We start from the raw sequence: 13,771 nt of genomic DNA on the forward strand, positions 1-13,771 counted from the left end.
CGCGCGCCCGTTCGGCCTCAGTCGTCCTTCGCCAGCCTGGCCAGGAACGCCTTGGCGGCCTCCCTGTGACTGGCCTTGAGGTTCCTGCCGACGATCGCGATAACCGCCGCGATCACGGCCGCGTCGTCGGTCATGCCCAGGGCCGGCAGGATGTCGGGGATCACGTCGGTGGGCAGGACGAAATAGGCCAGGGCCGCCATCATCATGCCCTTGGCGGCCATCGGGGTGGCTGGATCGCGGGCGCACCACCACACCGACAGGGCGTCGGCGGCGAACGGAATCTTCGCGGCGACCTTGCGGATCTTGGGCAGGAAGCCTCGCGCCACCCGCTCCTCATTGACCCGCACGGTGGCCGGAACCAGCGCCTTGGCCGGGTCGAGGATCTGATTGACGTCGGGGGACGGTTTGGCGTCGGCGCTCATCAGTCTAAAACCCTCTCCAAGCAGCAACCTTAAACGCAAAGCTTGAGGAAACGTCCATGAAACTCGACAACACCGTCGCCGCCGTCATCACCGGAGGCGCTTCGGGCCTCGGCGAAGCCACCGCCCGCGCCCTGGCCGCCCAGGGCGTCAAGGTCGCCCTGTTCGACATGAACGAGGCCCGCGGCGAGGAAGTCGCCAAGGAAATCGGCGGCGTGTTCTGCAAGGTCAATGTCACCTCCGACGCCGATGTCGACGCCGGCTTTGAAAAGGCCCGCGCCGCCCACGGCCAGGAACGTATCCTGGTCAACTGCGCCGGCACCGGCAACGCCGCCAAGACCGCCGGCCGCGACAAGGCCACCGGCGAGACCAAGCACTTCCCGCTCGACGCCTTCGACCGCATCATCCAGATCAACCTGGTCGGCACCTTCCGCTGCATCGCCAAGTCGGCCAAGGGCATGCTGGACCTGGAACCGCTGGAAGACGGCCTGCGCGGCGCCATCGTCAACACCGCCTCAGTCGCCGCTGAAGACGGCCAGATGGGCCAGGCGGCCTATTCGGCGTCCAAGGGCGGCGTTGTGGGCATGACCCTGCCGATCGCCCGCGACCTGATGAGCGAAGGCATCCGCGTAAACTGCATCCTGCCGGGCATCTTCAACACCCCGCTGATGAACAACGCGCCCGAAGCCGTGAAGGCCGGTCTGGCCGCCTCGGTGCCGTTCCCCAAGCGCCTGGGCAATCCCGAGGAATATGCTCACCTGGCCCTGACGATGATCACCAACGACTACTTCAACGGCGAGGACGTGCGCCTGGACGGCGGCATCCGCATGGCGCCGCGCTAAACCGCATAAAAAGCCCTCCCCCTTGATGGGGGAGGGTTGGGTGGGGGTGATGAGGCGCTTGCCGGCTGCATCGCCGTATCACCCCCATCCCCGGCCCTTCCCCCATCGAGGGGGAAGGGAGATGTCTCTACTTCTTCACCGCCGGCAGGACGATGCTGGACGACAGATTGGCCATGATCTCGCGAGCGTCATAGGCGCGCGGATCGCCCTCGGGCTTCTTGCCCTTGTGCATGACGATCTCGGCGCCGGCCTCGAACTTCTCGATCGTCCGCACCTGACCGCGATCGGCGAAGAAGGGGTCACCCCAGAAGGGGTCCCAGCTGCGCCAGCCATAGCTGGGGCCGAAATAGCGCCACGACGGGCGCCAGTAGCCATAGGGATAGCCATAGCCAAAGCCCGGTCGGGCGAAGGGATCGGACTCGATCACGGTGCGCGCCGTGCGATCGGTGCGGCGGTCGGCGGTTTCGAACCAGTCATAGCCTTGCTGCACGGTCAGCTCGGCGGCGCGGTACAGCAGATAGCGCTCGACAGTCTCGCGCGAGGTCAGGCTGTTGCCCGCGAAGCTGACGCGATAGCGGTCGGCCTCCAGACGCAGCTCGGAGAACCCGCCGGTGACCGCCCCGGAGGTGGCCTTGGGCTGGTAAGGCGTAGCGGTCGCGCAGGCCGAAAGTCCGGCGGCGACGACCATGGCCGCCACGAGGGCGACTTTCTTCAGGGACATGGACAGCACTCCGTAACCCAAATTCACGGGTCTAGACTCTAACTCTGGCGACGCTTTGTGGTTTCGCCAAGGCGTTTGATTTCTGGCCGGAGATCAGCGGGCCAGTCAGCGGGCCGGTATCAGCCGCGCGAAACGATCAGGATCGCCGCACAGATCAGCAGAACGCCGACAGCGAAGGCAAAACCCCTGCGGAACACCGGCTCGTTCATCCGGGTCGACAGGGCCGCCCCGCCCAGGCCATAGGCGCTCATGCTGATCAGATCCATGCCGATGGTGGCGCAGGCGAACATCAGCAGCTGCGGGACCAGTGGCCGGTTCACATCGATGAACGGCGGCAGCACGGCGGTGAAGAACAGCAGGGCCTTGGGATTGGCGATCTGAACGGTGAAGCCGTCGACAAAGGCCGACTTGCCGGCCTTGACCGTGGCGACGGCATGGCTCTCGGCGTTCTTCCAGCCGGCCCACAGGGACTTCAGGCCCAGCCAGACCAGATAGGCCGCGCCGGCCAGGGCCAGGATGTGGAAGGCCTTGGGAAAGGCGATGATCAGCGCGCCCAGGCCAAGCGCCGAGCCGATGAACCAGATCAGGGTGGCGCAGTTCATGCCCGCCACGCCCAGCAAGGCCGCGCCCTTGCCCTTTTCCATGCCGGTGGCGATGGCGAACAGGTTGGCGGGTCCCGGCGTGATGGCCATCACGAACATGGCGGCCAGAAAGGCGCCGTAGCGGGCGGGATCGACGGGAAGAGCCATGGCCACGCTATAGGTGAGGCCCTGCCCGTCGAAAAGCCGTGTTTAGACGCCCACCGTCGCCAGCATCCAGATCGCCCGTCCCAGGGCGCCAAACAGCAGGATTGCCGCCGCCGCCATCTGGATCACGAAGCCCAGCTCGCGCTTGTCGGGCGAGGCGGCATAGCCCAGGGCGTAGATCACCCGACCCACGATCCAGATCACGCCCAGGATCGCGGCGACCATGTCGTTCCAGTAGATCGCGAACAGCCACAGCGAGGGCAGGAAGATCGGCAGCCACTCCAGCGTATTGGCCTGGACGCGGATGTGGCGCTCCAGCTCGGGATCGCCGGTCATGGTCGGAGCGTGGATGCCGCTCTTCTTGCGGGCGCCGCCGACGCGGACGCCCATCCAGATATAGACCAGCAGGGCCACCAGCGTGACGATGGCGACATAGGCGTGCGTTTGCATGTGAAGAAGCTCCCCGGTTCCCGAAACGGTCTGCGCCGTCCGGCGGGAACCTGTCATGGTTCGCGCCAAACCGGAACTCTTGCCCGTTTGCAGGGTTCGCCCCTCCGGGGACCAGGGACGGGAGGCCGCCATGCGCGTCGAATCCCCTGCGATCCGCGGCCGGTTTCCCTGTTACCGCCCCGCGTCCTCACCTAGGCTGACGTCTGGACTGTACCGGACGCTCTCATGAAACGCCTGACCGCGGCCCTTGCGCTGCTCGTGATGCTTGTCGCCGCGCCCGTGATGGCGGCGCCCTATGTCCTGCCGCCAGGCCAGACCTGTGACGGCTGGCCGAGGCTGCCGATCGAGATGGCGCCCGGGATGTGCGCCGGCCTTGTGGTCGCCCCGCCGCCGGGAACCAGCGGCCTGTCGAAGCGGGTCCTGCGCATGCCGCGAACCCTGGTGCAACTGCCGGGCGGCGACTGGATCGTCACCGACCTGGGCGGCTGGGATCCGGGCAAGGGGTCGGTCTGGCGGCTGCGCGCCGAGGCGGGGCGACCCGCCGTTCTGACGCCGTTGCTCAAGGGTCTGACGATGCCCCATGGCCTGGGGATCGGTCCGGACGGCCTGGTTTATGTCGGCGAGATGAGCCGCATTATCCGGATGAATCCCGGCGCGCCACTGCCGGCCAACACGGTCGAGGTGGTCGTCGCCGGCCTGCCGGACAACCGGCTGCACGACAACCGCCACCCCCTGTCCCACTTCATCTTCGACGCCAATGGCGACCTGCTGGTCAATGTCGGCGCACCGAGCGACCGCTGCCTGGTCAAGGGCAAGCCGGACGGAACGCCGCGCTGCGTCCAGAGCGAGGGGGCCGAGCCCCTGGCCGGCGTGCGGCGCTATCGCTACCTCGGCCAGGGGCGCTGGGCGGAGACCTACACCATGGTCGCCCGCGGCCTGCGCAACAGCCTGGCGTTGGCGCGGACGCCGGCGGGCACGCTGCTGCAGGCCGAAAACAGCTACGACTTCGACCCGGCGACCGACCGGCCGTTCGACGAGCTGAACGTGCTGGTCGAGGGCGGTCACTACGGCTGGCCCTACTGCTTCGACATGAAGACATCGACTCCCGGCTGGGGCGGGGCCACGAATTTCCGGTGCCGCTCGGCCGACCACGCCCGGCCGGCCCTTCTGCTGCCGCCCCATGCCGCGCCACTGGGCATGCTGGTCTATCAGGGCGGGCTTCTGCCGCAGCTCCAAGACCGGCTGCTGGTCAGCTATCACGGCTATCGCGCGACCGGCGCCCGGGTCGTGGCGTTCGCCCTGGACGCCAAGGGGCTGCCGGTGGCGACGGCCGGGGCGCGGTACCCGGCCTATGGCGCCGGCGGCCTGGTGTGGAAGCCCCATCCCGGTCCGGCGGCCGAGCCGCTGATCCTGACGCCGGGCTGGCAGGCCGTGGCGGGCAAACGGCCGATGGGCGCACCGGTCGGGCTGGCGGTGGCCGCGGACGGGGCCGTCTGGGTGGCGGACGACCGGAACGGGACGGTGGTGCGGGTGTCGGTGGACCGGCCGTGACGGCTTCTTCAAATCCCTGGCTGCTACACCGACCGTCTCGGTGGAGTACGCGGGCCAGGTGACGGTGTTTCCCGGCCCCGGCGCGCCGCTGGTCGAACACTTTCACAGCTACTGCTCAAGCCTGGCCCGCCGCGCCGCCGCTGACGAGTAGGCCCAGGAACGAAAAAGGCGCCGCGAGCTGAGCTCGCGACGCCTTTCCATCGTCGATCTTTGGTTGACCTCAGCCCTTCGTGCGCTGATCCCGCTTGGCCAGCACGCGCAGGCGCAGGGCGTTGAGCTTGATGAAGCCGCCGGCGTCGCGGTGGTCGTAGGCGACCTTGCCTTCCTCGAACGTCACCAGATCCTGGTCGTACAGGCTGTAGGGGCTGGTGCGGCCGATGACGGTGACATTGCCCTTGTAGAGCTTGACGCGCACCTGACCGGTAACCTTCTGCTGGCTGTAGTCGATGGCCGCCTGCAGCATCTCGCGCTCCGGCGTGAACCAGAAGCCGTTGTACACCAGCTCGGCGTACTTCGGCATCAGCTCGTCCTTCAGGTGCATGGCGCCGCGATCGAGCGTGATCGACTCGATGCCACGGTGGGCGGCCAGCAGGATCGTACCGCCCGGGGTCTCATAGACGCCGCGCGACTTCATGCCGACGAAGCGGTTTTCCACCAGGTCCAGCCGGCCCACGCCATTGTCGCGGCCCAGCTCGTTGAGCTTGGTCAGCAGGGCGGCCGGCGACAGGGCCACGCCGTCGATGGCGACCGGGTCGCCCTTCTCGAAGTCCATCGTGAAGACGTGCGGCTTGTCGGGCGCATCCTCTGGCGCGACCGTGCGCATGTGGACGAATTCGGGGGCCTCGACCGCCGGATCTTCCAGCACCTTACCCTCGGACGAGCTGTGCAGCAGATTGGCGTCGACGCTGAACGGCGCCTCGCCGCGCTTGTCCTTGGTGATCTGGATCTGGTGCTGCTCGGCGAACTCCAGCAGGGCCTCGCGCGACTTGAAGTCCCACTCGCGCCAGGGGGCGATCACGGTGATGTCGGGCTCGAGGCCATAATAGGCCAGCTCGAAGCGCACCTGGTCATTGCCTTTGCCGGTCGCGCCGTGGCTGACGGCGTCGGCGCCCATCTTGCGGGCGATCTCGATCTGCTTCTTGGCGATCAGCGGACGCGCGATCGAGGTGCCCAGCAGGTACTGGCCTTCATAGACCGTGTTGGCGCGGAACATCGGGAAGACGTAGTCGCGCACGAACTCTTCGCGCACGTCCTCGATGAAGATGTTCTCGGGCTTGACGCCGGCGGCCAGGGCCTTGGCCCGCGCCGGCTCGATTTCCTCGCCCTGGCCGAGGTCGGCGGTGAAGGTGATGACCTCCGCGCCATACTCGGTCTGCAGCCACTTCAGAATGATCGAGGTGTCGAGGCCGCCCGAATAGGCGAGCACGACCTTCTTGACGGACTTGTCAGCCATGAGCGGGGTCCTTCCGGAGAAACACAAAGTCGGGCGCGTTCAAGGGCGCCGGGGGCGACGGGTCAAGTCCTAATGGGGCCAGGCCCTAAAGCCGATCCTCGCCCTGCAGCGTGCGGATAGCCGCGCGCAGGTGCGCCAGCTGGGCCATGGCCAGAATCGCGGCCAGAGAGGCGCGCACGCAAAGCAGCATCACCGCTTCCAGTCCCTGGGCGCGGAAGGTCGCCCCCGACAGGGTGAAAGCGAAGATGATCGCCATGGCCGCTGCCGGAATCCACAGCAGTCCCAAGGCCCTGGGGGCCCGCCAGGTGGGCTGGCCGTCGCGGCCCCAGTGCATGGGAATGGTCACATCCTTGGGGATGCGCTTCCAGGCCTGCAGGGCGGTCGAGGCGATGATGGCCAGGGCGGCGATCGACAGGCCATCACCGATGACGCGCAGCGCCGTACTCATCAGACCGTCACCTGCGCGCCCAGTTCGACCACGCGGCCCGGCGGGATCTTGAAGAAGTCGGTCGGGTTGGCGGCGTTGCGCATCAGGAAGATGTACAGCCGGTCCTGCCACAGCGGCATGCCGCTGTTGGCCGACGGGACGATCGAGCGGCGGCCCAGGAAGAAGCTGGTGGCCATGATGTCGAACTTCAGCCCCTGCTTGCGGCACACGGCCAGGGCCTTGGGCAGGTTGGGGCTTTCCATGAAGCCATAGGTGATGACGACCTTCTTGAAGTCGTCATTGACCTTTTCGATCTTGACCCGGTCGTCGTCGGCGATGCGCGGCGTGTCGCCGGTTCGCACGGTCAGGATGACATTGCGCTCGTGCAGCACCTTGTTGTGCTTGAGGTTATGCATCAGGGCGACGGGCGTCATGTCCGGGTCGGAGGTCAGGAAGATCGCCGTGCCGGGGGCGCGGTGCGGCGCGCGAGCCCGGAGGATCTCCATCAGGTCGGCCAGGGGCACGCTGTCGCGGCGGGTCTTGGCGGTCAGGATCTGCGAGCCGCGCACCCAGGTGGCCATGATGATGAACAGCACCACCCCGATCAGCACCGGCAGCCAGCCGCCCGAGAAGAAGCGCAGGGCGTTGGCGGTCAGGAACACGACGTCGAGGGTCAGGAAGGGCACCAGGAAGCACAGGGCCTGCGGCAGGCTCCACTTCCACAGGCGGCGCATGACGATGAAGGCCATGCAGGTGGTCACGATCATCGTGCCGGTCACGGCCAGGCCATAGGCGTGGGCCAGGGCCGACGAGGTCTGGAAGGTGAACATGATCGCCAGCACGCCAAACAGCAGCATGGTGTTCAGTTGCGGCACGAAGATCTGGCCCGACTGGGTTTCCGATGTGCGGCGCACGTCCAGACGCGGCAGCAGGCCCAGCTGGATCGCCTGCTGGGTCAAGGAGAAGGCGCCGGTGATCACGGCCTGGCTGGCGATGACGGTGGCCGCGCCGGCCAGCAGCACCAGCGGCAGGCGGAACACGGCCGGGGCCATTTCGAAGAACCAGTTCAGCTCCGGCATCGGCTGCCCTGCGGCCTCTGCGGCGTTCAGGGTGGTGAGGGCGAAGGCGCCCTGGCCCAGATAGTTCATGGTCAGGCACGGCAGGACGAAGAACAGCCAGGCCGCCTGGATCGGCCAGCGGCCGAAATGGCCCATGTCGGCGGTCAGGGCCTCGACGCCGGTGACGGTCAGGAACACTGCGCCCAGCACGATGAAGCCGGTCAGGCCGTGCTCGGCCAGAAAGCCGACGGCGTAGTGCGGGCTGATAGCCATCAGCACGCCGGGGTTCTGGGCCAGATTGACCGCGCCCAGCAGGAACATCACGCCAAACCATACGGCGCAGACAGGTCCAAACAGCTTGCCCACCGAGGCGGTGCCGCGGCTCTGGATGAAGAACAGGCCCAGCAGCATGACCGTGGCGATCAGCAGCACCACCTGGTTGTTGACGCTGTTTTCCAGCGCCGGAATGGTTCTCAGGCCCTCGACCGCCGACAGCACCGACATGGCCGGGGTGATCAGAGCGTCGCCATAGAACAGGGCCGCGCCGGCCACGCCCAGGGCGAACACCAGCATGGTGCGCTTGCCCATGGCGTGCTGGGCCAGGGCCATCAGCGACAGCACCCCGCCCTCGCCCTTGTTGTCGGCCTTCATGATGAAGATGACATATTTGATCGTCACGACCAGGATCAGCGCCCAAAGGGCCAGCGACACCACGCCATAGATCTCGGACCGGGTGACGCCATCATGGGCGGCCGCGTGCAGGGCTTCCTTGAAGGCGTACAGCGGACTGGTGCCGATATCGCCGAACACGATCCCGACCGAGCCCAGGGCGAGCGCAAAGAAACCATGGCCCTTCGCGTCGGGTCCGTGTTGGTGCGGAATGTCGGAAGGGACGGGCGCGCAATCCGGGGTCGGGTCGCTGGAGGCTTCGGAAGCCATTCAATGTCTCCGGACTTCCCCTCTCGCAAAATGCGAGCGGCGGGCCCATATCGATCAAGCGCGGCGCGATACACCCAATCTGATCCGGGTTCAATCGCGACGCTGCGTTGGCGCTAGCAGGCAAATCGGTCGGCGGCGAGTTTTTGATTGAACGCGCGCATATCGTCCTTAGGTTTCCGCAGAGATGTCCGACAGCCAAAAGTTTCCCGTGGCGGCTCACGCCCTCGCCTATCTGGCGCACAAGCAGGCGTTTTCGCCTGATCGCGCGGTCGCGAGCGTCGAACTGGCCGCCTCGGTGCCGACCAATCCCGTCGTCGTGCGGCGGGTGACCGCCATGCTGGGCAAGGCCGGTCTGATCGGGGCCCGGGCCGGCGCCAATGGCGGGGCCTGGCTGCTGCGGCCGCCCGAAGAGATCACGCTCGACCTGGTGCTGCGGGCCGTCAATGGCTGCGCCCACCTCGGCGTCGCCCCTCCGGGCGTCAAGGGCTGCCCGGTCGGCGAAAAGATCCCCGACGCCGTCCGCGCCGCGATCACCGCCGCAGACACCGCCGCCCACGACCGCCTGGCCCAGATCACCGTCGCGGACCTGCTGGCGGCGGCGCACTAGAACGTCCCGCCCCTTCGGTTCTCTTGAACCAAATCGGCTGCCGTGCTGGTCTCCAGCGTCGTTTCGCTTTCACATCGGATACCGCTCCATGGCCCGCCGCCTTGCTCTGATCACCGGCGCCTCAGCCGGCATCGGGGCCGCCTTCGCCCGCATCCTGGCCAGCCATGGCTATGACGTGGCCGTGACCGCGCGCCGCGCAGACCGTCTGGAAGCCCTGGCCGCCGAGATCCGCCTTCGCTTCGGCGTCGAGGCCTATGCCATCCCGGCCGACCTGGCCGACCCGGCGGGAGTCGACGCCGTGCTGGCCGGGGTCGAGGCCCAGGGCCGCGTCGTCGATGTGCTGGTTAATAATGCCGGCTATGGCCTGCCCGGAACCTACGCGACCACCAGCTGGGCCGATCAGGGCAAGTTCCTGCAGGTGATGCTGACCTCGGTCTGCGCGCTGACCCACAAGGTGCTGCCGGGCATGGTCGAGCGACGGTTCGGCCGCATCGTCAACGTCGCCTCGCTGGCCGGGCTCGTCCCGGGCGCGGCCGGCCACACCCTGTACGCGGCGACCAAGGGCTTCCTAGTCAAGTTCTCCCAGAGCCTGCACCTGGAGAACCTGTCGACCGGCGTGCATGTCAGCGCCCTGTGCCCGGGCTTCACCTATTCGGAATTCCACGACGTCAACGGCACCCGCGCCCAGGTCAGCCAGTCCCTGCCCGAGTGGCTGTGGCTGGGCGCCGACGAAGTGGCCGCCTCAGGCTACGAAGCCGTCGAGGCCAACCGCCCGGTCTGCGTGCCCGGCGCGCCCAACAAGACCATCGCGGCCATCGCCAAGATCCTGCCCGATGACTGGGCTTTGGCCCTGATGGCCAACCAGGGCGGACGGTTCAGGAAGGTTTAGGCGGCTCTGCATTGATCAGAACCGCACTTTTTCCGAAGACTCACCGTCATTCCCGCCCTTGTGGCGGGAAACCCTCCATCCGCTGCAGGTGCGTGAGGGGCGAAGTGCGCGCGCACTTCGCTTGCGCTTCACGGTTCAGCTGAACCAGGGGTTCCCGCCACAAGGGCGGGAATGACGGCGCTTTTTGGGCGAACGGATCCTGCCTATTTCGCTTCCGCGTAAGGCGCCTTGGCGTCCTGCCGCACCAGGCCGCGCGTGGCGTCGCCTACCCCGATCAGCACGAACTGCACCGCCAGGGCGCAGAGGATCAGGCCCAACACCCGCACCACGATGCTCATGCCGATCCGGCCCAGCATCCGGCTGATCAGGGGCGAGGCCCAGAAGGTCAGGACCGTCACCACGGAGACCGCTGCGATCACCCCGACGCCCAGGGCCATGCCCGCCGCGCCAAATTTCTTGGCCTCGGCGGCATAGATGATCACCGTTGAGATCGAACCCGGCCCGATCAGCAGCGGCATGGCGAACGGCACGACCAGACGTTCGAAGCTCTTGCGAGCATAGACCCGCGTCGACTGGCCCTCGATGCCCTCGGCCGCGTCGGCGAACATGGTGGTGAAGTCGTCGCGCACCATGTCCAGCCCCAGGATGAACAGGATGATCCCCCCCGCGATCCGGAAGGCCGGCATGGAGATGCCGAAGAAGGCCAGCAGGCCCACCCCGGTGAAATAGAAGAAGACCAGGAAGGCGACCATGAACAGGCCGATATAGACGGCCACCATCCGCCGGCCGGCGGCGGCTGCGCCCAGGGTGGCGGCGGCGAACAGCGGCACATTGCCGATCGGGTCGATCAGGGCGAACAGGGCGACGAAGAAGTTGACGGCAAGTGTGGCCTCGGTCATTCGACGTCCTTACCTTTCAATGCGCCAGAAGCTTCGCCCTCGTTCCTAGGGCGGTCGGGCACGCGCGCCAACCCCTTGGGGCAAGACCATGACCGCCGATCCGCGCCTGATCATCCCGCTGGACCTGCCCACCGTCGACGAGGCCCGCGCCATGGTCGAGCGGCTGGGCGACAGTGTCAGCTTCTACAAGATCGGGCTGGAGCTGCTGGCGACCGGCGGCATGGGCCTGGCCGCCGAGCTCAAGAAGGACGGCAAGCAGGTCTTCCTCGACTGGAAACTGCACGATATCGGCGCCACCGTCGAGCGCTCGGCCCGGGTCCTGGCGCAAGCCGGCTGTGATTTGCTGACCGTCCACGCCGAACCGCAGGTGATGCGCTCGGCCGTGCTGGCGCGGGGTTCGTCCGACCTGAAGATCCTGGCGGTGACCGTGCTGACCAGCCTGACCGACGCCGACCTCAGCGAGATGGGTTACGCGTTCGGGGCTCGGGATCTGGTCGAGCGCCGCATCCGCCAGGCCATCGACTGCGGCGTCGACGGCGTGGTCTCCAGCCCGCACGAGGCGGCCCTGGCCCGCGAGATCGCCAATGAAGCCGGATGGCCAAACTTTCTGGTGGTGACCCCCGGCGTGCGTCCCGACTGGTCGGCCAAGAACGATCAGGCCCGCGCCGCCACTCCCGCCGACGCCCTGTGCGCCGGGGCCAGCCACCTGGTCTGCGGCCGCCCGATCACGGCGGCGGCCGATCCGCGCGCAGCGGCGCTGAAGGTGATCGCCGAGATGGCGGGGGTTTAGCTCCACCCCTCCCCCTTGATGGGGGAGGGGCAGGGGTGGGGGTGATGCGGCGGATGATCTCGAGCGCGGCGCTCTGCAGCCAGCTCAGCAGTCACCCCCATCCCCAGCCCTTCCCCCATCAAGTGGGAAGGGAGCCTACTTCACCACCAGCGCCACGCCGCGCGCCCGGGGATCGGCGACCGGAACCGGCGTCCCGTCCACCACCTGAATCGCCTCGATGTCGCCGTTGTAGTCCTGCATCTCGATCACATAGCCCCGCGCCGTCAGCGCCGCCTTGAGCGCATCCGACGGCGGGGCGTAGGGCTCGAAGAAGATCGTGTTGTCGGGCAGCAGCTGGTGGTGGAAGCGCTGGGCCTTCTGGGCGTCCGCCAGCGACAGGCCGTGATCATAGACGTCGGCCAGCACCTGGAACACCGAGGTGAAGATCCGCGAGCCGCCCGGCGTGCCGATCACCATCGCCACCTTGCCGTCCTTGGTCAGGATGGTCGGGGTCATCGACGACAGCGGCCGCTTGCCCGGGGCGATGGCGTTGGCCGAGCCGCCCACCACCCCGAACATGTTGGGCGCGCCGGGCTTGGCCGAAAAATCGTCCATCTCGTCATTGAGCAGGAAGCCCGCCCCCTCGACCACCACGCCCGAGCCGAACCAGCCGTTCAGCGTATAGGTGTTGGAGACGGCGTTGCCCCAGCGGTCGACGATCGAGAAGTGGGTCGTCTGCGGCTTCTCCAGCCCCGCAACCACCGCCCTGGTCGGCGACGGTTTGGTTGGGTCGATCTCTGCCGCGCGCTTGGCCACATAGGCCGGGGCGATCAGGGCCGCGACCGGGACCTTCACGAAATCTGGATCGCCCAGATATTCGGCCCGGTCGGCGAAGACCCGCTTTTCGATCTCCGAGACCAGATGGATGTATTGCGGGCTGTTCAGCGGCGCGTCCGCAAACAGCCTGGCCGCGTCCTGCTTCATCAGCAGCAGTTGCATCAGGGCGATGCCGCCCGAGCTGGGTGGTGGGGCGGTGATCACACCATAGCCGCGCCAGTCGGCCTGCAGGGGCCGGCGCCACACGGCCTTGTAGCGGGCCAGGTCTGCCTTGGTGATCAGACCCCGGGTCGGTCCCCGCTGCATCTGGGCGACGATCAGGTCGGCGGTCTGGCCCTCGTAGAAGCCCTTGTCGCCGCCCTTGGCGATGCGCTCCAAGGTGTCGGCCAGGGCCGGCTGGCGGAAAAGCTCGCCGGCCTTCAGGCCGCCGAAGTGCGCCTCGAAATTGGTGGCCACGAACGGCGCGCGGCTGCCGTCCAGGATGCCGATCAGCTGCGGCGTGACCAGGAAGCCGTCACGGGCATAGCGGATCGACGGCGCCAGAACCTTGGCCCAGGGCAGCCTGCCGAACCGCTTGTGGGCCATGGCCATGCCGCGCACCGTGCCGGGGGTGCCAGCCGACAGATTGCCATATTGGCTGAGCTCGGCCACCGGCTCGCCGTCCGCGCCCAGGAACATGTCGGCCTTCGCGGCGGCCGGGGCCGTCTCGCGGTAGTCAAGGAAATAGGGCTTGCCGTCGACCAGCAGGGTCATGAAACCGCCGCCGCCCAGGTTGCCGGCCTCGGGATAGGTCACCGCCAGGGCAAAGGCCGTGGCCACCGCCGCATCCACGGCGTTGCCGCCGGCTTTCAGGACCTCTTCGGCCGCCAGCGCGCCGTAGCGATCCGGCGAGGCGACCGCGCCGGCAGTGAGGGTGACTTGCGGCTTGGCGGCGGGCTTGGCGAGCGCCGGCGACCCGGCGAACAGGAAGGCGGCGACGAGCACCGCGCAGAACCGGACGAACAGACGCAAGACAACGGCCTCCCTCGGACTAGAGCCCGACGTTAGCCGATACCGGCCGCGCTTGAAGCCCTCACCGAAAAAGCGCTCCTGAATTTAGGTATAAGACTGTGAACTTGCCCGCGCCGGTCGAGGTCTCGCGGGCTTTAAAGCGCAAATGTACGT

General features: G+C 67.5%; 14 protein-coding genes. 5 read left to right on the forward strand and 9 right to left on the reverse strand.

Annotated features, from left to right (window positions below; all coding sequences use genetic code 11):
• Positions 1–17: 17 nt before the first annotated feature.
• Positions 18–422 (reverse strand): YkvA family protein, encoded by a 405-nt coding sequence (locus ACW17Z_RS09615; protein ID WP_419319615.1) that lies wholly within the window; start codon positions 420–422, stop codon positions 18–20.
• A gap of 56 nt (positions 423–478) precedes the next feature.
• Between ACW17Z_RS09615 and ACW17Z_RS09620 the strand changes: the two genes are divergently transcribed.
• Positions 479–1,261, forward strand: a complete 783-nt coding sequence (locus tag ACW17Z_RS09620; RefSeq protein ID WP_419319614.1) for an SDR family NAD(P)-dependent oxidoreductase — start codon at positions 479–481, stop codon at positions 1,259–1,261.
• A gap of 127 nt (positions 1,262–1,388) precedes the next feature.
• Here ACW17Z_RS09620 and ACW17Z_RS09625 read toward each other — a convergent pair whose 3' ends face one another.
• From ACW17Z_RS09625 to ACW17Z_RS09635, 3 genes are all read right to left on the reverse strand, one after another.
• Complete coding sequence (locus tag ACW17Z_RS09625; RefSeq protein ID WP_492055826.1) at positions 1,389–1,982, reverse strand: CC0125/CC1285 family lipoprotein; 594 nt, start codon at positions 1,980–1,982, stop codon at positions 1,389–1,391.
• A 119-nt stretch (positions 1,983–2,101) separates the two neighbouring features.
• Positions 2,102–2,731: a LysE family translocator gene (locus ACW17Z_RS09630; protein WP_419319612.1), complete on the reverse strand. Its 630-nt coding sequence runs from the start codon at positions 2,729–2,731 to the stop codon at positions 2,102–2,104.
• A 42-nt stretch (positions 2,732–2,773) separates the two neighbouring features.
• Positions 2,774–3,178 carry an MAPEG family protein gene (locus ACW17Z_RS09635; RefSeq protein ID WP_419319611.1) on the reverse strand — a complete coding sequence of 135 codons (405 nt, stop codon included), beginning with the start codon at positions 3,176–3,178 and terminating at the stop codon, positions 2,774–2,776.
• 225 nt (positions 3,179–3,403) lie between these two features.
• Here ACW17Z_RS09635 and ACW17Z_RS09640 point away from each other — a divergent pair, with 225 nt between their 5' ends.
• Positions 3,404–4,729, forward strand: coding sequence for a PQQ-dependent sugar dehydrogenase (locus tag ACW17Z_RS09640; RefSeq protein ID WP_492055827.1), 1,326 nt, complete (start codon positions 3,404–3,406; stop codon positions 4,727–4,729).
• A gap of 220 nt (positions 4,730–4,949) precedes the next feature.
• Here ACW17Z_RS09640 and ACW17Z_RS09645 read toward each other — a convergent pair whose 3' ends face one another.
• The 3 genes from ACW17Z_RS09645 to ACW17Z_RS09655 all read right to left on the reverse strand — a co-directional run bounded on the left by ACW17Z_RS09645 (position 4,950) and on the right by ACW17Z_RS09655 (position 8,606).
• Positions 4,950–6,182 (reverse strand): argininosuccinate synthase, encoded by a 1,233-nt coding sequence (locus ACW17Z_RS09645; RefSeq protein ID WP_492055828.1) that lies wholly within the window; start codon positions 6,180–6,182, stop codon positions 4,950–4,952.
• An 85-nt stretch (positions 6,183–6,267) separates the two neighbouring features.
• Positions 6,268–6,630: a DUF1648 domain-containing protein gene (locus ACW17Z_RS09650; RefSeq protein WP_492055829.1), complete on the reverse strand. Its 363-nt coding sequence runs from the start codon at positions 6,628–6,630 to the stop codon at positions 6,268–6,270.
• Positions 6,630–8,606, reverse strand: a complete 1,977-nt coding sequence (locus ACW17Z_RS09655; RefSeq protein ID WP_492055830.1) for a potassium transporter Kup — start codon at positions 8,604–8,606, stop codon at positions 6,630–6,632. The genes ACW17Z_RS09650 and ACW17Z_RS09655 overlap by 1 nt, the downstream gene beginning before the upstream one ends.
• 184 nt (positions 8,607–8,790) lie before the next feature.
• Between ACW17Z_RS09655 and ACW17Z_RS09660 the strand changes: the two genes are divergently transcribed.
• Both ACW17Z_RS09660 and ACW17Z_RS09665 read left to right on the forward strand, forming a co-directional pair.
• Positions 8,791–9,213: an Rrf2 family transcriptional regulator gene (locus ACW17Z_RS09660; protein WP_419319606.1), complete on the forward strand. Its 423-nt coding sequence runs from the start codon at positions 8,791–8,793 to the stop codon at positions 9,211–9,213.
• 88 nt (positions 9,214–9,301) lie between these two features.
• Entirely contained in the window at positions 9,302–10,102 is an 801-nt protein-coding gene (locus ACW17Z_RS09665; protein ID WP_492055831.1) for an SDR family NAD(P)-dependent oxidoreductase, read from the forward strand.
• A 203-nt stretch (positions 10,103–10,305) separates the two neighbouring features.
• Here the strand turns inward: ACW17Z_RS09665 and ACW17Z_RS09670 are convergent, their stop codons facing one another.
• Positions 10,306–11,001, reverse strand: coding sequence for a MarC family protein (locus ACW17Z_RS09670; protein ID WP_419319603.1), 696 nt, complete (start codon positions 10,999–11,001; stop codon positions 10,306–10,308).
• 88 nt (positions 11,002–11,089) lie between these two features.
• Between ACW17Z_RS09670 and pyrF the strand changes: the two genes are divergently transcribed.
• Positions 11,090–11,791, forward strand: a complete 702-nt coding sequence (pyrF, locus tag ACW17Z_RS09675; RefSeq protein ID WP_492055832.1) for an orotidine-5'-phosphate decarboxylase — start codon at positions 11,090–11,092, stop codon at positions 11,789–11,791.
• A gap of 135 nt (positions 11,792–11,926) precedes the next feature.
• Here the strand turns inward: pyrF and ggt are convergent, their stop codons facing one another.
• The gene (gene ggt, locus ACW17Z_RS09680) at positions 11,927–13,618 is read right to left on the reverse strand and encodes a gamma-glutamyltransferase (protein WP_492055833.1); all 1,692 of its coding nucleotides are present in this window, start codon (positions 13,616–13,618) and stop codon (positions 11,927–11,929) included.
• Positions 13,619–13,771: the final 153 nt, after the last annotated feature.

Source organism: Caulobacter sp. GSs2 (assembly GCF_058680895.1).